At 50.3% G+C, this 21,339-nt stretch carries 20 protein-coding genes and 1 pseudogene; 15 read left to right on the top strand and 6 right to left on the bottom strand.

Annotated features, from left to right (window positions below):
* Positions 1-3: 3 nt before the first annotated feature.
* Positions 4-573 carry a gamma carbonic anhydrase family protein gene (locus L855_RS05555; RefSeq protein ID WP_159785226.1) on the bottom strand — a complete coding sequence of 190 codons (570 nt, stop codon included), beginning with the start codon at positions 571-573 and terminating at the stop codon, positions 4-6.
* A 189-nt stretch (positions 574-762) separates the two neighbouring features.
* Between L855_RS05555 and L855_RS05550 the strand changes: the two genes are divergently transcribed.
* Both L855_RS05550 and L855_RS05545 read left to right on the top strand, forming a co-directional pair.
* Complete coding sequence (locus tag L855_RS05550; RefSeq protein ID WP_159785223.1) at positions 763-1,281, top strand: TIGR02652 family protein; 519 nt, start codon at positions 763-765, stop codon at positions 1,279-1,281.
* Between the two features lie 53 nt (positions 1,282-1,334).
* On the top strand, positions 1,335-1,799 hold the full coding sequence (locus L855_RS05545) for a VOC family protein (RefSeq protein WP_159785220.1): 465 nt from the start codon (positions 1,335-1,337) through the stop codon (positions 1,797-1,799).
* Positions 1,800-1,805: 6 nt separating this feature from the next.
* Here the strand turns inward: L855_RS05545 and L855_RS05540 are convergent, their stop codons facing one another.
* On the bottom strand, positions 1,806-3,242 hold the full coding sequence (locus tag L855_RS05540) for a hybrid sensor histidine kinase/response regulator (RefSeq protein ID WP_159785217.1): 1,437 nt from the start codon (positions 3,240-3,242) through the stop codon (positions 1,806-1,808).
* A gap of 971 nt (positions 3,243-4,213) precedes the next feature.
* Here L855_RS05540 and L855_RS05535 point away from each other — a divergent pair.
* From L855_RS05535 to L855_RS05510, 6 genes are all read left to right on the top strand, one after another.
* Entirely contained in the window at positions 4,214-4,687 is a 474-nt protein-coding gene (locus L855_RS05535) for a plastocyanin/azurin family copper-binding protein (protein ID WP_159785214.1), read from the top strand.
* 116 nt (positions 4,688-4,803) lie between these two features.
* Positions 4,804-5,658, top strand: a complete 855-nt coding sequence (gene map / locus L855_RS05530; protein ID WP_159785212.1) for a type I methionyl aminopeptidase — start codon at positions 4,804-4,806, stop codon at positions 5,656-5,658.
* 260 nt (positions 5,659-5,918) lie between these two features.
* Complete coding sequence (locus L855_RS05525; protein WP_159785209.1) at positions 5,919-7,550, top strand: iron uptake porin; 1,632 nt, start codon at positions 5,919-5,921, stop codon at positions 7,548-7,550.
* A 297-nt stretch (positions 7,551-7,847) separates the two neighbouring features.
* Positions 7,848-8,477, top strand: coding sequence for a ribonuclease H-like domain-containing protein (locus L855_RS05520; protein ID WP_159785206.1), 630 nt, complete (start codon positions 7,848-7,850; stop codon positions 8,475-8,477).
* Positions 8,478-8,674: 197 nt separating this feature from the next.
* Positions 8,675-8,956 carry a hypothetical protein gene (locus L855_RS05515; RefSeq protein WP_343039240.1) on the top strand — a complete coding sequence of 94 codons (282 nt, stop codon included), beginning with the start codon at positions 8,675-8,677 and terminating at the stop codon, positions 8,954-8,956.
* Positions 8,957-8,988: 32 nt separating this feature from the next.
* A complete protein-coding gene (locus L855_RS05510; RefSeq protein WP_159785203.1) occupies positions 8,989-9,153 on the top strand; it encodes a hypothetical protein in 165 nt (54 codons plus the stop codon).
* On the opposite strand, the gene L855_RS05505 is transcribed toward L855_RS05510, so the two are convergent.
* The gene (locus L855_RS05505) at positions 9,150-9,566 is read right to left on the bottom strand and encodes an ATP-binding protein (RefSeq protein WP_281349542.1); all 417 of its coding nucleotides are present in this window, start codon (positions 9,564-9,566) and stop codon (positions 9,150-9,152) included. The two genes, L855_RS05510 and L855_RS05505, sit on opposite strands and share 4 nt — an antisense overlap.
* Positions 9,567-9,653: 87 nt before the next feature.
* Between L855_RS05505 and L855_RS05500 the strand changes: the two genes are divergently transcribed.
* Positions 9,654-10,805: a PP2C family protein-serine/threonine phosphatase gene (locus L855_RS05500; RefSeq protein ID WP_159785200.1), complete on the top strand. Its 1,152-nt coding sequence runs from the start codon at positions 9,654-9,656 to the stop codon at positions 10,803-10,805.
* A gap of 15 nt (positions 10,806-10,820) precedes the next feature.
* Here the strand turns inward: L855_RS05500 and L855_RS05495 are convergent, their stop codons facing one another.
* The gene (locus L855_RS05495) at positions 10,821-11,147 is read right to left on the bottom strand and encodes an STAS domain-containing protein (RefSeq protein WP_159785197.1); all 327 of its coding nucleotides are present in this window, start codon (positions 11,145-11,147) and stop codon (positions 10,821-10,823) included.
* Between the two features lie 459 nt (positions 11,148-11,606).
* Here L855_RS05495 and L855_RS05490 point away from each other — a divergent pair, with 459 nt between their 5' ends.
* The 3 genes from L855_RS05490 to gap all read left to right on the top strand — a co-directional run bounded on the left by L855_RS05490 (position 11,607) and on the right by gap (position 16,261).
* On the top strand, positions 11,607-12,299 hold the full coding sequence (locus tag L855_RS05490) for a hypothetical protein (RefSeq protein WP_159785194.1): 693 nt from the start codon (positions 11,607-11,609) through the stop codon (positions 12,297-12,299).
* Positions 12,300-13,471: 1,172 nt separating this feature from the next.
* Positions 13,472-15,001 carry a WD40 repeat domain-containing protein gene (locus tag L855_RS05485; RefSeq protein WP_159785191.1) on the top strand — a complete coding sequence of 510 codons (1,530 nt, stop codon included), beginning with the start codon at positions 13,472-13,474 and terminating at the stop codon, positions 14,999-15,001.
* 246 nt (positions 15,002-15,247) lie between these two features.
* A complete protein-coding gene (gene gap, locus L855_RS05480) occupies positions 15,248-16,261 on the top strand; it encodes a type I glyceraldehyde-3-phosphate dehydrogenase (protein WP_425500598.1) in 1,014 nt (337 codons plus the stop codon).
* Between the two features lie 85 nt (positions 16,262-16,346).
* Here the strand turns inward: gap and L855_RS05475 are convergent, their stop codons facing one another.
* Both L855_RS05475 and hetR read right to left on the bottom strand, forming a co-directional pair.
* Positions 16,347-18,866, bottom strand: a complete 2,520-nt coding sequence (locus tag L855_RS05475) for a sigma 54-interacting transcriptional regulator (protein ID WP_159785188.1) — start codon at positions 18,864-18,866, stop codon at positions 16,347-16,349.
* 226 nt (positions 18,867-19,092) lie between these two features.
* Positions 19,093-20,004: a heterocyst differentiation master regulator HetR gene (hetR, locus tag L855_RS05470; RefSeq protein WP_159785185.1), complete on the bottom strand. Its 912-nt coding sequence runs from the start codon at positions 20,002-20,004 to the stop codon at positions 19,093-19,095.
* A gap of 347 nt (positions 20,005-20,351) precedes the next feature.
* On the opposite strand from hetR, the gene L855_RS21395 reads away from it, so the two are divergent.
* The 3 genes and pseudogenes from L855_RS21395 to rpsL all read left to right on the top strand — a co-directional run bounded on the left by L855_RS21395 (position 20,352) and on the right by rpsL (position 21,315).
* Positions 20,352-20,597 (top strand): HesB/IscA family protein, encoded by a 246-nt coding sequence (locus tag L855_RS21395; RefSeq protein ID WP_219729874.1) that lies wholly within the window; start codon positions 20,352-20,354, stop codon positions 20,595-20,597.
* A gap of 128 nt (positions 20,598-20,725) precedes the next feature.
* Positions 20,726-20,857: pseudogene (locus L855_RS22750) on the top strand (HesB/IscA family protein); the annotation flags it as partial.
* Positions 20,858-20,940: 83 nt separating this feature from the next.
* Positions 20,941-21,315 carry a 30S ribosomal protein S12 gene (gene rpsL, locus L855_RS05460; protein ID WP_159785182.1) on the top strand — a complete coding sequence of 125 codons (375 nt, stop codon included), beginning with the start codon at positions 20,941-20,943 and terminating at the stop codon, positions 21,313-21,315.
* Positions 21,316-21,339: the final 24 nt, after the last annotated feature.

The following is a 21,339-nucleotide window of genomic DNA, read 5'->3' as shown; positions in this document are numbered from 1 at the left end:
CATTTAAGGCTCAGAGGTTGGCCCGTGGAAGCCTAAATCTGAGCCAGTTCCAGCATGAACCTGGGCCAACCGCTCATACCGACGAGCATGATCCATTAAATCAAGCACCTGCTCCTCCGAGACCTGTCGCACCACCTTCCCGGGAACCCCCAACACCAGCGATCGCGGTGGGACATCCTTCGTCACTAGGGCCCCCGCCCCAATAATACTTCCGGCACCCACCCGCACTCCATTTAAAAGGGTGGCACCAATTCCCACCAAACACCCTCGTTCCACATAGGCGCTATGAATGACTGCCCGATGGCCCACCGTCACCAACTCCTCTAACACCAGAGGTTCTCCAGGATCTCCATGGAGAATCGCCCCATCTTGGACATTACTCGAAGCCCCCACCCGAATCGACACCACATCCCCACGAATCACCGCGCCGTACCAAACACTGGCCCCCGCCTCTAGAATCACATCCCCCAACACCGTTGCATTAGCCGCCACAAAACTGGCCTGAGAACAATCCACAGGAGGCCAATAGGTGGGGAGGGAACCATGAGGGGTCAGATTAGGGGAGGAGGTCATAACAGTAACAAAAACGAAGAAAGACGCCGATTCCTGGCTACCTCAGCAGCAGAATCTCACGGGCGGGTTAAAATAAGAGATAGGCGAGAACCGTTCGCATTATGCCCCTCGCGATTGTCCACATGGGGGCAACTGGGGTGGCGAGAAGAACGCTATTCTTGTCTATCGTCGAGTGAGTACGATTATTGCATGGACTATTTTACCGATCCAAGCTCTCAGTATCCCATCTTTGGACCGGAGATTGAATGTCCCCACTGTCGGCAAAAAATTCCGGCGTTGACATTGACAGATACCTATCTTTGTCCCCGTCATGGCGCTTTTGAAGCCGATCCCAAAACTGGGGAACTGGTGCATCTCCAATCCAATCGACATTGGCGGTTATGGAATCATCAATGGTATCGCCAACATACTCACCCCGATGGGATTCGCTTTGAAATTCATGAAGCCCTCGATCGCCTGTATACCCAAGGCTACCGGGCAACTCGCATTGTGATTGCGGCGCGCTATCGGGAGTTGATGGCGGCCTATCTCGAACGAAGTAGCCCCTGGCGCGATCGCAGCGACAGCCCTCTGACAAAACTCTATGGACTTCCCGTCAGCTTCAGCCCCGAGGCTCAGGATGAACCCTGCTGGGATGTCATTAATTTTGATTTGGAAAAAGAACCGGGAGTTCCAGTGCGCTATCCCTACTTTCGCCTGTTTGAATAGGTCGCCCTGTCCTCTTCCGCCCCCCAAATGCCGTCGTTCTCTCCCTGTTCTTCATGCACCACGCCTCCATTCGTACCGCCGACATTCACCGCGCCATCCGTTTCTACGAACAGCTTGGGTTTACGGTATCGGAGCGGTTTACAACGGGCTATACCCTGGCCTGCTGGCTCGAAGGCTTACATGGACGCATCGAACTGATCCAAATTCCCGAACCAAAGCCAGCACCAGATGCCTTTGGAGATGAGCATTACGTGGGCTACTATCATCTCTCCTTCGATCTCAGTCAGCTTCTGGCCCAAACCCAGCAAGACTTACCCACCTGGCTAGAGGGGTTACGTCAACAGTTCCAGCAAGCGGCCCAGGACCAGCCTCAACAGATTCAGCCTCTGAAGATTCTCCTAGATCCTGAACAACAACAAATCGGCGATCGCCTTTATGAAGTGGCCTTTATCGCCGATTCCGATGGACTTCCCCTAGAGTTCCTAAGAGAAGTGGTAACTCGGGACAGAGTAAAGTGAACAATTTTAAGAGGCTTGTTGAAGTTCAGCAATATTGATCGGCGTGACCCCCTGACTGCCGGTATTGCCATAGTGGTGTTCTCCCATGGGGCCATTCTTCACGGCTCTCAGGGGCAGTTCAATTTCAAACCGGGTTCCTTGACCCAATCCAGAATCGCAGGATAGCTGCCCGCGATGACGTTCGCTAACAATCTGATAACTGATGGACATCCCTAAACCTGTACCCACGCCAATATCTTTGGTGGTGAAAAAGGGATCGAACACGCGGTTACGCACCGACTCGGGCATTCCTTCGCCATTATCGGCGATACTGACACAGATGCGGTCTAAGCCAACGCGCTTGGTTTCAATCGTGATTTGAGGCAGGTCTTCGATCACCCCATCACTAGCCCGCTTACGTTTCTCTTCCAACGCATCAATGGAGTTGGCCAAGATGTTGGTGAACACTTGGTTTAACTGCCCCGCATAGCATTCCAACAGCGGCAAATCCCCATAGGAGCGAACCACCTTCACTTCAGCATGGTCCCCACTCGCTTTGAGGCGATGTTGCAAAATGACTAGGGTATTTTCGAGACCCTGATGCACATCTACGGATTTAAGATCTGATTCATCTAGACGGGAGAAATTTCGCAACGAGCGCACAATCTCTTGAATGCGCTCCGTTCCAACCCGCATCGACCCCACCAGGCGCGGCAAGTCGGCTTCAATAAACTCGAGATCCACCTCTTCGATTTTCTCCTCAATCTCTGGAGTCGGTTGCGGTAGGGCCTGTTGATATAAGTCCAGCAACTCCATCAGATGCTCCGTATACTCAGCAATGTAGGTCAAATTGCCATAGACGAAGTTCACCGGATTATTAATCTCATGGGCGACTCCAGCCACCAACTGTCCTAGGCTAGACATTTTGGCTTGGTGGACGAGTTGAGATTGGGTTTCCTGAATTTGGGCCAGGGCCCTAGTGAGTTGTTCCGACTTTTCTCGGGCCTGGGCCTCCGAGGCGATGAGTCGTTTCTGAAGTCGTCTTTGGTTGAGTTGGGTTTCGATTCTAACCAAGGTCTCAGAAAACTGAAACTGTTTGCTGATGTAATCGGCAGCCCCAACCTGAAAAGCCTGGATCTTGTCTAGGGTTTCATTCCGGGCACTGACGAAGATGACCGGAACGTCACGAGTGTCAGGAGAGGCTTTCAGGGTTTTGCAGACCGAGTACCCATCGTCGCCCGGCATATTAATGTCAAGCAAGATCAGATCAGGGGTATGGTCTAGTACTGCTGCATGAGCATTCTGACTATGGGTTTCTGTAACGACGGTATAGCCATACTTGCGTAGCATCGCGGCTAGCAGACAGGGAGAATCATCAATAACCAGAATCACGTCCTTAGACAGGATTACGGGAGAGTTCAGAAGGTCGTCAATTTGCGGGGGAGTTAATGTCTGTGCATTCATGGTGAACCCCTATAGTAATTTTCCTAGAGAATGTTTGGGACTGTTCTAACACTCTGACCATCTTCAAAGTAACGCCCTGTTACAGTTAAATGACGTAGTCTTGACTACATTTTTTATAACCTTCACAGAATCTTTAACATTGACGTCTTGATTTTGCTTAGATTTACGGATTTATGTGCTGTAGCAGAGTGTTTTAGTCAGGGCTTCAAGCTCTTTGCCTGAGATATCTCAATGTTAAGCTTGATGTTGATATTATAGGTATTGAGGGGGCAGACTGTCAAACTATTTTGGTTTTTTTGAGATTTGAGTTAGCAGCTTCTTATTCAGTAGACTAAGTCGGTATTATCATCCAATCTATTCTCCGTGGAAATACGGTCATAAGAATACCTATTAAGATTGAACGCTTGACCAACAGTAAACCACATCTTATTGAGACAATGCTCATAATTAGCACTACTAAATATCTGGATCAGCACAGTTTATACCCCTTAAACACTCTATTGCACTAGAAGAATAATAAAGATCGCGGCCAACAAAATCAGATTGTCAGCACGATAGAATCAAGCAAGGAGAACCAATGTTTAGGGTCAAGGCCTAGAAGGCTATTGTCACTAAATTGCCTCCTAAGCTGAGAAGATGGTGTTTTTTTTGTCTCTATTCAACATAAATTTTGAAAACTCAATATTGCTTCATTCTTGTTCACACAATCTCCAGGGGAAGAGACTGCAAAATTAAATCGGGTTACGTCTGAGTCGATCCCCACTATCTAACCGTCTAAACGGGAAGATTGATTCTCGTTTATGCCCCAACAATCGATAGATAACAACCTAGCGATTGTTTGAATTTCAGGGCTGACTCAGTCCTTACGATTCGGGAACCGCTTATACTTATTAAGAGAATCTAAAGAATCATAGCAGAAAAAATTAAGAGTTGTAACAATGCCTGCAATTTATTCCCATTTCCCCCTTGTGATGTCCCGTATCCTCGTCAGTCTCGGACTCGGGTTAGCGATCGCCCTAGTTAACCCCAGCACAGTCCAGGCGGCTCCAAGCCATGCCGTTCAGCATCTGGCCCGCATCGAGGCAACCGAACTGCACGTCAGCTTGGGCGATCGCCAAGGACAGCTCAAGTTCTACCCCAATCACCTCGATCTCGTCGTCGGTCAAACCTACCGCCTGATTTTGGACAACCCCAGTCCCGAAAAACACTACTTCAGTGCCCCCGACTTCGCCGCCGTCAGTTGGACGCGCAAGGTCGAAGCCGGTGGCGTGGAAGTCAAAGGGACCGTGCGCGAACTCGAACTCAAACCCAACGCCGAAGCCGAATGGGTCTTAGTTCCCGAGAAACCCGGCGAGTATAACCTCGAATGTACGATTCCGGGCCATGCCGAAGCCGGCATGACCGGAACCCTGACCATTACTGCCACCTCCGTCGGGGCCGTCTAACCCCCAACCCCACACAGCACAATCTGTTACCTTAGAACAAAGACCGCTTTCTCCGAGGTGATATCCGGGTTTCCATGTCAATCCCTCACCTCCAACCCACCTGAATTGAAGACTCCATGAATATCTTTAGCGATTTACTCTCCGCTCCTAGCCCTCCTAAGCCTTCTCGTCAAACCGCCCAACTCCCCGGACTGAAAAAGCAACGTCGCCGCATCGAGATCAAATCGAAGCGGGAAATCGAGATTATGCGACAGTCCGCTAAAATCGTCGCCACGGTCCTCAAAGAAATTTCCCAACTCGTCGAACCCGGCATGACCACCGCCGATCTCGATGCCCATGCCGAGAAGCGGATTCGGGAAATGGGAGCAAAGCCCAGCTTTAAAGGCTACCACGGCTTCCCCGCCTCAATTTGCTCAAGCATTAATAATGAAGTCGTCCATGGCATCCCCAACAAGAAAAAAGTGATCCGGGAAGGAGATGTCCTTAAAGTCGATACCGGTGCCTTTTTCCAAGGCTTCCATGGAGACTCCTGTATCACCATCGCCGTGGGCGAGGTTACCGACGAGGCTGCCCAGCTGATCCGAGTCGCTGAAGAAGCCCTGTATAAAGGCATCGAACAGGTTAAAGCCGGGGCCTATCTCCTCGACTTGGCAGGAGCCATTCAAGATCACGTTGAAGCCCATGGCTACAGTGTCGTCGAAGAGTTCACCGGCCATGGGGTCGGTCGCAACCTCCATGAAGAACCCTCGGTGTTCAACTTCCGGACCCGAGAAATGCCCAATGTTAAACTCCGGGCCGGTATGACTCTGGCCATTGAGCCAATTGTCAACCAAGGTTCCAAACACAATCGCATTCTCAGCGATAAGTGGACCGCAGTCACCGTGGACAACTCTCTCTCGGCCCAGTTTGAACATACTGTTCTCGTGACGGAGGATGGCTACGAAATCCTGACCGATCGCACCAAGGTCTAAGTCCAACAACCTCCCATGACGGTGCGATCGCCACCATCATGCCAACGGAGGGGGAGTCCCCTCCGTTTTTTTGTAACAAGATTGATCAATAATCCGGGAACTTTCCTCAATCCTTGGACGACTACAGTGTCTGCCATCTCTAGCCGTTCTCTCCTCGTGCCCCTTATCTCTCCCTTTCAGGGCAGCATAGGCGTCAATCGATAGAGGCAAACTGCTAGAATCAATGGTGGCGTTTTTCGTCTGGTGTGAGGAGTCCGTTCATGTCTAAGTTCACGTTTCTTTCCAATCTATCTCTATTAACCGTCACGGCAATTTTGACCAGTGTGGCGGCTGAAGCTGCTCCCCAAGCTGGGGTTAATGGCAACAAGGGCTTGTTCAATGGTGGTGTGGAATCCCAACACCTCGCTCAAGTCACCTCAGTCTCGCAACTGTCCGATGTACAACCAACGGATTGGGCATTTCAGGCTCTCCAATCCCTGGTGGAACGGTATGGTTGTATTGCCGGTTATCCTGACGGAACCTTCCGGGGCAATAACTTCATGACTCGCTACGAGTTTGCCGCCGGGTTAAATGCCTGTTTGGATCAGATTATCGCCATTACCGGAGGTGGTAGTGACCTCGATCCGAGCGACTTAGCGACCATTCGTCGTTTGCAAGAAGAATTTGCCTCAGAACTAGCCACCCTGCGCGGCCGAGTCGATCGCCTCGAAGCCCGCACCTCTCAACTCGAAGCCAATCAGTTTTCCACCACCACCAAACTGGAAGGGGAAGCGATCTTTGCCCTAGGCAATGTCTTTAACAGCACCCTAGATAATAACGAAACGGCATTCCAGCAGCGGGTACGCCTCGATTTCGTCTCTAGCTTCACGGGCCAAGATCGCCTGCTAACCCGTCTGCAAGTCGGAAACAGCGTCCCCTTTGGCACCACCGGGAACAACCAAGGACTCAACTTTGGTCCCTCGGCGGAAGGGGTGTTAGCCTCTCAAGTCTTTGGTGACTCGGGGAACTCTGTCAATCTTGAGAGTTTGGCCTATTCCTTCCCCCTCGGGGAGTCAGTGGATGTGATTGTTGGGGCAACTGGACTGCGGTTTGCTGACTTTACCCCCACCCTCAACCCCTACTTTGATGATAAGGATGGTGGCCATGGGGCCTTAAGTGCCTTTGGGCAACATAACCCCATTTACCGTCTCGGGGGTGGGGCCGGGATTGGTTTGAATTTACGGTTTGGGGATGACTTTCAAGTCACCACCGGCTATTTAGCCTCAGAGGCTAATAGTTCCTCTCCGGGCGATGGCTTGTTTAACGGGGATCTCGCTGCCCTAGCTCAATTTACCTATACCCCCAGTTCCGAGTTTGGTCTTGCCCTGACCTACAACTATGGCTATTTTGGTGAGGGCAATTTCGGCTTCAATAATGGCGGCGGCTCTGGGTTTAATAACACCAACTTTGGTTTTACGGGGACGACCTTTACCAACAATATTGGTGCGGTTAATCCGATTACCAGTCACTCCATTGGTGCCCAGTTGTCTTGGTCTCTGTCTCCGGGCTTTAACGTCAATGCGTGGGGCAGCTACAGTGATATCTATCTGCGCACCAACGAACTGGATGGAGAAATCTGGAACTGGGCCTTGGGTCTGGCTTTCCCGGATTTGGTTCTACCGGGGAACCTGGGAGGCTTGATTATTGGGGCACAGCCTTATCTGGGGGGTCTAGAAGATACCAACAGCTTCTTTGAGAATGATGTGCCCCTGCATTTGGAAGGATTCTATAAGGTGCAGTTGAGTGAAAACATCTCTATTACACCTGGGTTGGTTTGGCTGCTGAACCCCAACCAAGATCGTGACAATGATAGTGTCTTCATTGGGACCTTACGGGGTACGTTTAGCTTCTAAGGCGGACTGAGTGACCTATCTCGGTTTAAGGGATAACCGCTTTTCTCCAGGGTTGGAGGGGAGCGGTTTTTTTGGGTGACGGCCCTTGATTCTGATACCCCTGGTTTCCCATTCCTGGTTTCCTGCTATATAGCCATCGACGATTGACTGATTAACTCGGAGTTAGGAAAGAAATCCTCACCTATTGCCTGTTGCCTATTGCCTATTGCCTTCTTTTCCCCCGTGTTTTGTCCGATTCAGACCAATTTTTGCTATATGATTGCCCCTAAATCGATCCGACGTATGGGGCAATTTTCAATGACTTTAGAGAATTTTCGTGTCTGTGATGGTGATCTCGATGAGGATCTGTTGAATAGCTATGGCCAAGGTTCCCTCCTCGCGGTGGATACGGAAACCATGGGGCTATTGCCAGCCCGCGATCGCCTCTGTTTGATCCAATTGTGTGACATCTCCGGCATGGTGAGTGTCGTACGCATTCAACGGGGCCAAACACAGGCGCCTCGTCTGAAGCAGTTACTGGAGGCGGCAACGGTTGAAAAGATTTTTCATTTCGCTCGCTTTGATGTGGCGATGCTACAACAGCACTTGGGAATTCAGACGCAGCCTATTTTTTGCACCAAAATTGCCAGTAAACTCGCTCGAACCTATACCTCGTCTCATGGGTTAAAAGCCTTAGTGATGGAACTCGAAGGAGTCGAACTCGATAAACGGGCCCAAAGTTCGGATTGGGGCAATGCGGCGAATCTCTCTGAGGAGCAGTTAAGCTACGCGGCGAATGATGTTCGTTATCTGATTTCTCTGAAACAGACGTTAACCATGATGTTACACCGGGAAGAGCGTTGGCAGCTTGCCCAAGAGTGTTTTGCGGCCATTCCTGTGTTTGTGGCGTTGGATCTATTGCACTACTCCAATGTTTTTGAGCATTAATCTCTAGGAAAATCCCTAGTTTCCTATTTTGAACCTCTTGTCTGCGATCGCGATCGCATCATTAGCGTACTTGCGATCGCAAAAAATCTCGATCTAACTCACCCGAGTCAGGGGTGAGACATCACGCACTTCTTAGCAAAACTTTGCGAGAATTGGGGCATCTCTTTCTGGAACTCGGTTTAAGGAACAACAAAATAATGTCCAATCGTTCCACGAAATCAACCATGCTAATTCCGGGGGCACTCGGCGAGATTCTGGTTTCAGCACGAACCACGGGGAAGCTCACCCTTTTGGATCGACATGGATTAAAGGCGGCCATCCTTGATGAGTCCCTCAGCGAAGAGGAACAACGCTCCATTGACCGGCTATTGCGGGCTGTTGTCAAGGGACGAATTGCGGTTGATCCACTGACTCAATCGTCCCCTGCGGCTCAGGACTCGGTTCATACTCTGGAGTCAGGTTCGGCCTGGATGGCTTAACATACAGGGGCAGAGTGTCGTCGGGATTGGTTATGCCCTTCATATTGATATTAATTGCCCTACTGACCCTGTTAGGTTGGTTTGGGAACTTGTTGTTTGTAGAATTTCCCATCTCCGTCTGGGATGCCATCTCCTTACCCCGCTGGTTTTGGCTGATCGTGGTGGTGTCGCTACTGTCCTGGGGAATCGGAGACTAATGGGCGTTGGGGGGAGACTGAGTCTGGTAGCGTTTGAGGAGAGAGAGACAGTTGCGTTCATCCTCAAGTCGCAAATAGCGCAACTCATCCGCAATACATTGCATCAACCGTAATCCCCGGCCGCCAGTTGCATTGAGATCCACATCAGGTAACTCCCGTAACTTGGCGTCCAAATCGAAGCTTGGCCCCGAGTCGATCACCTTGAGTTGCAGAAATTCCTCCGTTTGTTCAAAGTGAATCTCAACCGTCAACTCTGACGCACCCTGATGAGCATGTCGAACCGCGTTGGTAAAGGCTTCGGCTAAGGCTGTTTTGAGTTGTAACCAAACTTGTTGGGGGACAGTAGGGGACTTAAAGCTGTCAAACCAATCCAAAACGCGAGCTAACGCGTTAAGATCCGTGGGAACACGCAATGATGCGGAGAGGGGAAATTTGCTTAACGTTTCCAAAGCGATAACATCCTCAGCTTCATTCAAAAACTTGCGGTCTGTTTCTTGATCATGACTCCGATTCTCCTAATCGACGACGACCCAACAACTCGCATGGTGCTCACACGGGCCTTGGAAGAACAGGGCTACAACGTAGCTGTTGCTAAAAACGGCGAGGAGGGAATTGATATGGCAAAACGCCTGCATCCTAAACTCATTATCTGTGATTGGATGATGCCAGGGGTAGATGGATTGGAAGTCTGCCGTCAAACCAAGGCGATGAAAGCCTTATCCACCACGTTTTTCATCTTACTTACAGCTCGGGGAGCCGTCGAGGATCGGGTGATGGGACTCGATACTGGGGCCGATGAGTTCCTGGCTAAACCCATTGACATGGATGAACTCAAAGCCAGAGTTCGAGCCGGCTTACGCATTCATCAACTCAGCCAAGACCTCCAGAAACAGAAACAAATGTTGGAGGCTGAGTTGTCTGAAGCAGCAGGCTATGTGCGATCGCTTCTCCCGGTTTCCCGTGATCATACCGCAGTTCGGATCGAAGCGTGTTTTGTTCCTTGCCAACAACTCGGGGGCGATTGTTACGATTTCCAATGGCTGGATGAGGAGTCGTTGGTTATGTATTTAGTGGATGTCTCAGGTCATGGGGTCGGTGCGGCCCTCCTCTCGATTTCAGTCCTCAACATTTTGCGATCGCGCTCCCTACCTCACACCAATTTCCACGATCCCAGTCAAGTTCTCGAAGCCCTCAACCAGGCCTTTCAAACCAGTTCCTCCGGCAGCTTCTATGAGGAAAAGTACTTCACCATCTGGTATGGGGTTTACAACACTCGCCGTCGTACCCTGACCTACGCCAGTGCCGGCCACCCGCCAGCATTACTGTTGACCAATTTCGGTAACCCTGAATCCGCCGCCAGCTTAAACCGACTCAACACGCCAAATCTCCCCATCGGCATGTTCCCTGATATTGAGTATCAGGCCCAGCATTGCACCGTAACCCCATCAGCGAAACTCTATATCTTCAGTGATGGGGTCTATGAAATTCCCCAGAGTGATGGCACGGTTTGGGGCTTAGATGCCTTCGCTGATTGGTTAACTCAGACAAGCCATGCTGACGATCTAGCCTCAGTGTTTGAGCATTTGCAGACCCTCTGTGACCCTCACCCCTTTGACGATGATGTCTCACTCCTACAGCTACGGTTCAGCTGAGTTGAAGTTTGACCCTTAAGAGGACAACATCGACTCCTCGAACTCCTGGCGATCGCTAAAAATTTTAAAGACACGATTCATGCTGGTGAGTTCAAACAGGATTTTGACCTGATCGCTAATGGAACAGACAAACATCTTGGCCTCTGCGGCCCGGACAGTCTTGAGGGCTGACACCAACGCACCTAGGCCAGAACTATCGATGAACGTCACATCCTTCAGGTCCAAGAGGATCACCTTGGCCCCGGTGTCTAGGCATTCACCAATCTCCCGCCGCACCTGGCTTGCCTTGGCCCCATCGAGAAGACCGCCAGGCTGAACGACTTTAATTTCATCAGGGTTCATAGATTTTTCCACACATGTACAGAACCAATCACCTAGAGACCAGTGTCTCATTTCCCGGTGAACAATTCCAAAATTCTGCCGGCTAAACCGCTGTGAGTTCTGGGCAGGCTTTCAAGGCGATCGCAATCCTAAAGCTTTTTTAAAGTTGAAACGGAGTAAATGCTCACCGTATGTTACCGAAAATTCTGAGTTTAACGCCTTACCCATACCTGGGCGACTTGAGAACTTTTCAGGCTAAGGCGAGGGGTTAAGCGTTGGCTCCCCATAGACCCCAGAATTCTCACGCTTTCAGGCTGGGGAGTCTCAAGGAGAAAGAAATCACAACATTTAAGGACTAAATGAAAGGGTTGCTCTCCCAGCGCCCGTAATTTCATGCAGTTCACTCACAAATTTGTTACAATCTGGCCACTGTTAAGACAACAGGAGGACTCAGTGACCTTCATGAGCATTTCTTTGATCATGAGCATGTCTTTAGTCAATGTTGCCCATTACTCTCAACAACTTCCGCGTCAAAATCAAGCTCTGACTATCCTGCAAGAAAACATAGAATCGACTCATCCTGAGTGGCTAAGCGATGGTTCTACATTGACGCGAACCTGGAAAAATCAAACCGATCATGAGAGGTTTTTTCCGGAAGTCGAGATTATTTCGGACAGGAAACAACTCCGAGGGGAATGGGGGGGAAATACCTATACCATTGATGTGGATGAATTGAATGTATTGGTTTTGGATCACTTCGACATAGAAACGGGAAATCCGGTCGATCGCGAACTAAGTGGCGATTTCTTTGCCGATGTGACGGTTAATCGATTGACAGGACATATTGTAGTCGGCGTCGCGCTGGATTATGTAGCTGCGGTGAACACCAGTGGCATTTTCATCATTGATCCCCAACCGGGAGGGTATGCCATCTATCCAGTCCAAGTGCCAGGATCGAGACCGTTTCCGAATGAATCTTCAACGTATGGATTGCGGGTCATTGATTCCTTGAGGTTTGTAGAAGAAACGTTGCTGGTAGACCATGGGGATGCTGCCAGTAACGTTTCAATCATGATATTTCAACCAGGAAATACTCCGGCAATGGAATATCATGATTGTGTGGATGTTGTGGTCCGAGAAGGTCCAGGATTGTGTTCGCGAGTGGGTGAATGAGGAAAGGATGGCGATCGCGTGGGTGAGTTAATCTGAACGCCATCTCTGGCAATGAAGGATATCAAACCTTGATTTGAGACCTGCCCTGGAATTTGTAGTCGGCGTCGCGCTGGATTATGTAGCTGCGGTGAACACCAGTGGCATTTTCATCATTGATCCCCAACCGGGAGGGTATGCCATCTATCCAGTCCAAGTGCCAGGATCGAGACCGTTTCCGAATGAATCTTCAACGTATGGATTGCGGGTCATTGATTCCTTGAGGTTTGTAGAAGAAACGTTGCTGGTAGACCATGGGGATGCTGCCAGTAACGTTTCAATCATGATATTTCAACCAGGAAATACTCCGGCAATGGAATATCATGATTGTGTGGATGTTGTGGTCCGAGAAGGTCCAGGATTGTGTTCGCGAGTTTCCGGCAATGGAATATCATGATTGTGTGGATGTTGTGGTCCGAGAAGGTCCAGGATTGTGTTCGCGAGTAGGTGAATGAGGAAAGGATGGCGATCGCGTGAGTGAGTTAATCTGAACGCCATCTCTGGCAATGAAGGATATCAAACCTTGATTTGAGACCTGCCCTGGAATGTGAGTTAATCTGAACGCCATCTCTGGCAATGAAGGATATCAAACCTTGATTTGAGACCTGCCCTGGAATTACTCCAACAAAAATTAGGAGAGTATCGACCTTTATTGTCGAGAGACGATAGTCACGCCGGTTTAGATATAGTTCTAAGTCACGTGAATTCAGCTTAACCCAAACCCAGGTTAAACTAAGCAGGGAGAAGCTAGCTGAATAGATTGAATACGTTTTAGCTTATACGGCTTCTCCCTTTCTTGGGCTGACTCGGGTGTCAATACGTTCGGCTGTTGACAATAGACGCCACCAACCCGCTTGTTGCGAATCATAAGTCGGCATCATCTCAGGACTGACTGGCTGAACCCCTTGCTGGAGGGAAGTTTCAGGTGTTTAGCTTATCCCGAACTCCCGTTAAGTAGTTTTCTCTACAAATTGAGGTTGACTTCCAGGTTTTTGCCCGATTTGCGATCGCCCGTTCAAATGTCAAAAACTCTTAACATTTTCCAGGCAAGGGTGATTTAGGGAGGTTATAGTAGGCTCAGTCAAGACCAATATAGCGTTTTTTATTGATAGATAACGTTACAAAAAAATAAATCAATGAGCGACGGAAACAATAGTAAGATGAGTGAGCCGCAAAATCAAGTCAAGCGCCCCAGTCGAGCTTTTATCCTGTTGGGAGCTGTTACGCTCATGGTTACACTAGGGACAATAGTTTGGGGAGTTTCGGTTCATAGGAACGCAAGCACAGAGCGCTTAAAAAAAGAATTGGAAACAGAGAGTCTCCTAGCATTAGAGCAATTTCGCCACCACGATCAACTCCATGCACTTTTACGAGCAACTCGCAATGTTCGAGCACTAAAAAGAGCTGTTAGGAATAAGCCAACATCAGAATATCCCACATTAAAGCCCCTCTATAGTCTCGGTGAAATCCTCCAAAATATTCGACTCAAAACTATACTAACTGACCATTTTTCATCCTCTCACCCCATCCAAGGCATAGATTTTAGTAAGGATGGAACTCGACTAATTACCGTTAGTCAAGACAAAACCGTAAACCTGTGGGATATCAACCGTGGTTTGCTACTCCAATCATTTGGAAATCGTTGGACTGAGACTCCCAAAGAAACCCATGAGAAGAATGGTCTTCCGGTGCTTTCATTTTCTGGAAATCATCAGGTGATTACCCTATGGGACATCGCAACTAGAGAAGAACGCCAGTCCTTTGAAGGTCATTTACTCTGGGTTACCAGTGCGACTTTGAATCAACAAAGTACTCAAGTGGTTTCTACTGCTCATGACCGGACTGTGAAGGTATGGGATATAGAAACGGGAGAAGAACTGCATTCTTTCCTTGGTCATACCGATTCCGTCTACAGTGCCTATTTCAATGCAAATGGCACTCAAATGGTTTCTGCTTCTAGCGATGGAACGGTGAAGGTGTGGGATTTGAATAGGGGTGAAGAACTTCACTCATTTGAAGTCGATTCAAATCCGCTCCGAACCATCCCAGACCCATTACCTAGGGATGGTAGCAGTATTACCGTTCCTCATTATCGGGGTGGGGCACATGCAAATTTCAATCCAGATGGGACCCAAGTTGTTTCTGCTTCTGCCGATGGCACAGTGAACGTTTGGGATTTAAACAGTAGTGAACCACTCTACTCTTTGAGAGGTCATTTAGATGCAGTTTATACCGTCCATTTCAATGCAGATGGAACCCAAATTGTTTCTGCCTCTGCTGATGGAACCGTGAACGTCTGGGATGTAGAGACGCGCCAACCCATCTACTCTTTTACAAGTACGATTGCTTCAAGAAGCGCGAATTTCCATCCAGATGGCACGGAGGTAGTTGTAGGTTATGAGGATGGAACTGTAAAACGGTGGGATATACAGGGTCAAGGGGGAAACTCGATTGAGGAGCATTTAGATTTCGTGGGGATAACCTCAGTCAATGAAGGGGAGGACTGGGTGTTTTCGGTGGCCGAGGATGGACATGTCAGAATGTGGAAGTTAGGTGACCCAAATCAAATGATTGATCGCGCCTGCGAGTGGTTACGTCCCTACCTTACCCACAATCGGACTGTAAATGATGCGGACCGCGAGGTTTGTGATATTTCCCCCACTTAAACCTGACCGAAGATTCTCGGTTGCGGAATTTAAAGGAATTTAAAGGAATTTAGGGGTCATGTCATGGTCACGATAGCCCAGGAATCGCGATATTGTAACTGTAGTCCCACAGGGTAAGTGTGAACCCGTCCCTACTGCGCCTCACCGATGCGCCAGTTGTCTACCGCAGCCTTTACCCCGATGGGGCTAATGAGTCTGCCTTAGCCGGACTCCGGGACGCTGCCCATTAGTTTTAGAGGAATCATCATCATGGTCAAAGTTGGAATCAACGGCTTCGGTCGCATTGGACGTTTAGTCTTCCGTGCTGGACTGGCCAACCCCGAGATTGAATTCTGCGGGATTAACGACCTTGTCCCCCCTGAAAGTCTTGCCTATCTCCTCAAATACGATTCGACCCATGGTCGCTTTCAGGGAACTGTCGAAGCCAAAGCCGATGGAATTGTCGTCGATGGAAAATTCATTCCCTGTACCTCGGAACGAGATCCGGCCCAACTTCCCTGGGCCAAGTACGGGGCTGAGTATGTGATTGAGTCCACAGGCCTGTTTACCACCTACGACAAGGCCTCGAAACATCTTGAGGCTGGCGCGAAGCGGGTGGTCATTTCCGCCCCCACGAAAGACCCTGATCAGGTCAAAACCCTACTCATGGGGGTAAATCAGGGAGAGTATGACCCCAGTCAACATCCCATTGTCTCCAATGCCAGTTGTACGACAAACTGTTTAGCCCCCATTGCCAAAGTCATTCACGACAACTTTGGGCTGGCCGAGGGCTTAATGACCACGGTTCACGCCATGACGGCCACTCAGCCTACGGTGGACGGCCCCAGTCAAAAAGATCTCCGGGCGGGCCGTAGCGCTCCCCAGAATATTATTCCGGCCTCTACCGGCGCAGCGAAAGCCGTCACCCTGGTTCTACCGGCACTCAAGGGTCGCCTGACGGGGATGGCGTTCCGGGTTCCTACCCCAGATGTCTCGGTGGTGGATTTAACCTTCCGCACCGAACAAGCCACGAGCTACGCTGACATCTGTGCGGCTATGAAGCAGGCGGCTGAGGGGCCGATGAAGGGAGTTCTCGCCTATACGGAAGACCCGGTTGTCTCGACGGACTTCACCACTGACCCCCATTCCAGCATTTTTGATGCCACCGCTGGTATGGAGTTGAATGCTAATTTCTTCAAAGTGGTGTCCTGGTATGACAATGAGTGGGGCTATTCAAATCGCACCATTGACCTCATCTTGACAATGGTGGCTAAGGGATAGTCCAGCCGCTGAGACTTCTATGACGGTCTTCACAATCTAGACTTCAGACCCCGGTTCCTAAAGCATTGGGAACTGGGGTCTAGTTTTAGGGCAGAATAACGGCCCAGAGACTCCAGCCGAGGGCGATCGCACTCAAATGCTGGGGAAGCAGGAAGCGCCAGGATTTGCGGGCAATTTTCTGGGTCAGAATCAGACTTAAGAGGGTTGAAACAATCAGGAGGGTTCCTTGTAAAAAGCTGATGACTGCGGGGTCAGCGACCCAGATAGGCAGGTTGGCGCCACTCATGCCAAAGGTGGCCAGGGTCACCGGTAAGACGCGCCCGGCTTCCCCTAACCCTAAGTGCAGATAATGGGCTAAATTGCCACCCCAGACTAGGGGAAGATAGCCATAGGCTAATGTCATAAAGGGCTTGGGTTTGGGGCTGTTCCAGAGCCGATGAATGGCCTGTATAAGAGCATAGGCGACCAGGGGGGCGATCGCCGGCAACAATAAGGCCAACAACGAGACTTCTAAATGTTGGCCAAAGCTGCCCAGGTTAACGGACCACCCTAATAACCCTTGTAGTTCCGGTAGCCGCCGCAGAAATACCCCACCGAGGAGTAAAAATAGTAACGCCACCTCATAGCTATGGGGGGTATGGGTTGTCCAGAGTTCAATCCCCGGTGGCCGTAGGTTCAATTCCACTGACCGATGGGGACAGGCTTTGAGACAGGTCATACATAGCACACAGTCTCGATTATCTTGCAGTTGAGCCGGATGGGAATAGAGAGGACAGCCCTCGGTCTCCTGACCTTCCCCTTTTTCGGGTCCCCCTTTATAACATTGATAAGTGGTACATTCAGCGGAACAAATCCCTGTCTGGGCCCGCAACTCGGTCATGGAAAGCTTGGCAAATAAGCCATTCATTCCTCCAATGGGGCAAAGGTAACGACACCAAAATCGTCGCTCAAACAACAGCGAAAAAATCACGGCCCCTGCGGTAATCAAAAGCAGTAAACAACTGGATAAATAGGCTGTATTTTGGAGATGCCAGAGTTCTTCCCACAGGAAAATCAAGGCAAACAGCCCAAACAAAAACCAGCCTCCCCACCGTTCAGCAGCTTGTCTTTGCCAAGGTTTTAGCTTTCGAGGAAATAGTTTTAGGGAGAGTTTTTGACTCAGTTCTCCGTAAATCATAAAGGGACACACGGCACACCAAAGGCGTCCAACGAAGGGAAATCCAAGGAGTATCAGGGGCCACCACCAAGCCCAAAATAAATTCAAGGCGACATTTTGGTCTCGGGTTTGGGGGCCAACAAACAAGAGAATAACAACCAAGGCAAACACCCAGGTTGTAATGCCATAGTTCAATCCATCAGTCCAGAACGTCCCTCGTAAAAATTGTCGAACTTGAGGATAGCTTTTAAAGAGGTTGAGGCGCAGCCGAGTTTTTTTATTGTCCTGAGACCAAAACAGTTCTTCGGTGAGTTCATTAGCACCATCGGCTTGGGTAACAGCCCGTTTCACCAGACTACTGAGTTCCCGTAAATTGTTGGGAAAGTCGTAGGATTGTAGGCGACGGATGGCTTCGGGGGTGATCCTGGGTTTGGGGATGCCGCGACTGCGACAGCAGAGACTCAGGTTGTAGTCGAGGAGGGCTTTGATATCGGTTTTACGAACCCGAACTGGGGGAACTTTGATGCTTTGAGCGATGCAGTCGGTAAATTCTGGGGCGGCTCGTTCGGAAATTAGGATGATGCGGGCGTTGCAAGAGCGGGTGACGGGTTGGGTTTGGGGATCGCGGAAGACCGGGTGATAGGTTTGAGTTTTCAGGAGTTGGGCAATTGGCTCTCGCAGTTCATCGGGCAGATCTTGGACGTTGTTGAGAACCAGAGTGCCTTCTCCTAGCCATTCTAGGAGGCCCGGTTTACCGTTGACGCGGCCAAACAGTTCTGCGCCACTGGTTTGTAGCAGGCCACTGGTGAGTTGAATCATCGGTTCGCGCCGTTGGGGGGAACCATAGTGAATCAGGCTGGCCATGTTGTCTTTTTCGAGGCCTGGTTCGCCGAAAATCAGAACGGAGTCTTGGGTTTTGGCGGCTTTTTTGATGCTTTGTCGTAAGCGCACGGCGTAACGACTGGTGCCGATGATGCCTCGACGAATACGGTTGACGAGATAGGGCCGTAGTTCGCTTTGACGTTGTCGTTCGTAGGTCAGTTCGGCGGAGACGCGATCGAGTTCGGCGGCCAGTTGTTGGGAAAACAGGCGTGAGATTTCGTTGTGGCGATCGAGGAGATGGCTAAAGTCTTCTCGGGAAATCTGCCAAAGTTGGCTCTCGCTCAAGGCGGTTAGGGTTTCGTTGCTGTGACGTTCTAGGAGGAGATCTTGCAGGTGTAGAACGGTTCCAGCGGTGAGGCAATAGGAGCCTTGGGGGCGATCGCTTTGGAGTTGACCCTGGTGGAGAATATAAATGCCATCGGGGGGCTGATCGGCTTGGCTGAGAACATCATCTTTGGCCAGGTGGCGATCGCTCAGCATGTCGTTCAAGTCCGCCAGGGCCGCCTCCGATAGTTTTTGGAGAATGGTGTGAGTTTTAAGCCAGGTAATCCGGTCTGCACCTATCATGGGATCGGCCCTCGTCTTATGATCCTGTTGTTCTATCCTAGCGGCGATCGTCATGACCATCGCAGATCTGCCAAATCTTTGGGTTCCCCTGGCCCTGTTAGCGCTCATCATTGCAGCGGCGATCTTTTTTAGCAAAATCTAGCCAACTCTAGTCAAGGCATCAAACGAACGAGGCGAGCCTAAGACTCGCCCCCTCGGATGCACATTGCGCTGTGATGAAGACCAGCTATGGCATAAAGCTATCGTCTCGCTCCCCAACCACCATTTGCAGAACCGTGGGTTCCCCGCCTTTGGCATGGAATTTGTCGGCCCAACTCCGGATCAGTTCATCGAGTTCTGTTAAGGCATCTTGGAGGCGATCGCTGGGGATGTCCAACTCTTCCAACAAGCGCATGGTTCTAGGCTGCCGTTGTGTCCAGTCTCGCATTAGGCGGAAGTAGCGAGCCGTATCCTCAACCATGATGTAGTTCCGTTCCTCGTCGTTGGCGGGAGAATAGGAGGCACGGGTGAGGGCATAAACCGGCATTCCCCAGGGAGAATCAATACGGGTGACAGTCCCTGAATAAATTAAACGCCGTTTGATATGCTCAGCTAAGGCTTCACTGAGGGGCATCCGGCGTTCAGATGGGAGATCTTCTTGAGAGCGGCTGTGCAGAAACTCAATCAACTCCATAAACTGGAAGGAATTAATGGTTTGAGCATCAGGCAAAGGTTTGGGTAGTTTTCGCTCCAGTTGGCGTTTTTCCTCTGGAGCCAGGCTGCTCCCAGCGATGCGAGGTTTGCCGGGTTGCCAGGGATATTGTTCGAGCCAGACATAGGGGAACTGAATCAAATAGCGAGGTTCCTGAGACCCCAGCATTTTCAAAAGTTTCCCTTCCGTCAGGGCCTGACGGACTTCCTCGACAATGACCTTGACCCGCCGGGGTTCGATATGATGCAGATGACCCGTCATCCGCAAGTTCTCACCCTGTTCGAGATAGGTTAGGTAGATGGCACATTTGGCAGCCGTCGCCGCCGCATCCAGAAAGGCTCCATGTCGATGTCCGCTAGTCCGCATGGCAATGAATGCCAAATAGAGCATGATTTGATCCATCGCGCTCGGACTCAGACGCTCGATCAAATCGGTATCTTTATTCATAATAATCCCTGAAGCTATGAGTGTTGGAGGGGTGACAGTGACCTCCGGTCAATTAGTCTACTCTCGTGAGAACGTCCGCACTCAGGATCAGACGATTTTAGAATAGCGCCGGGAGTGGCGTTCTCTGAGCGATCACAGGATGCACGCCTGGTGGGAGGCTCGTTCGTGAAGGCAGGTCTGAACAATCGCTAGACTGCGAACTGCTTTTTTCGAGGAGTTTTCCCCCTTATACTCACTTTATCCCAAGATCTTATCCGATCTCGTTCCCCCATCTGATTCTCCTTGGCATCTTTTCCCTGGTAAGACCCAAAAATTTACCGTTCAAGTCTTCAATCCTATTTTGTTTTATGAGTTCTTTATCTGATATCCGTATTTCTCTGACTCCGGCGGCGATCGCCGAAGTGGAGCGCCTGCGAGGCAAGCAGCATCGCCCCGGGGCAAGCTTGCGGGTTCGGGTTCAATCAGGCGGCTGTGCCCAACTGTATTATGACCTCAGTTTTGAGGAGTCCCCCGATGCCGATGACCGCTGTTGTACCTGTGATGGGGTGGCGATCGCCGTTGACGTGTTAAGCTTACCCTACGTCTGCCGATGACCGCTGTTGTACCTGTGATGGGGTGGCGATCGCCGTTGACGTGTTAAGCTTACCCTACGTCAATGGACTGACGATTGACTACACAGAAGACCTTATGGGAGGCGGGTTTCGCTTCCATAATCCTCACGCCGTATGGACTGACGATTGACTACACAGAAGACCTTATGGGAGGCGGGTTTCGCTTCCATAATCCTCACGCCGAGCGTACTTGTAGCTGTGGACATTCCTTTGTTCCCCAAGCTGATCTGACGGCTCACTGAGGGCGGTTGACTCTTGCCCAAAATCGCGGTATAGTTGAAGACTGTTTCCAGATTTATCTTAAGTCCGCTCATTAGCATTACTCATGCCCACAATTCAGCAGCTCGTGCGTAGCGAGCGAAAGAAAGCCCATAAGAAAACGAAGTCGCCAGCTTTGAAGAGCTGTCCCCAGCGTCGTGGGGTTTGCACCCGGGTTTACACCACCACCCCGAAAAAGCCGAACTCCGCCCTACGGAAAGTAGCGCGGGTTCGTCTGACCTCAGGGTTTGAAGTGACTGCCTACATTCCCGGTATTGGTCATAACCTGCAAGAGCACTCCGTAGTAATGCTACGGGGAGGTCGTGTGAAGGATTTACCTGGAGTTCGCTATCACATTGTGCGAGGGACCCTGGATACCGCCGGCGTCAAAGATCGTCGCCAAGGTCGTTCCAAGTACGGAGCCAAACGTCCTAAAGAGTAAATCTCCTAGGACAGAATCCGCGCA

Origin of the sequence: Sodalinema gerasimenkoae IPPAS B-353, assembly GCF_009846485.1 — a bacterium.
GTDB lineage: Bacteria > Cyanobacteriota > Cyanobacteriia > Cyanobacteriales > Geitlerinemataceae > Sodalinema > Sodalinema gerasimenkoae.
This window is presented reverse-complemented; position numbering and strand designations above follow the sequence as displayed.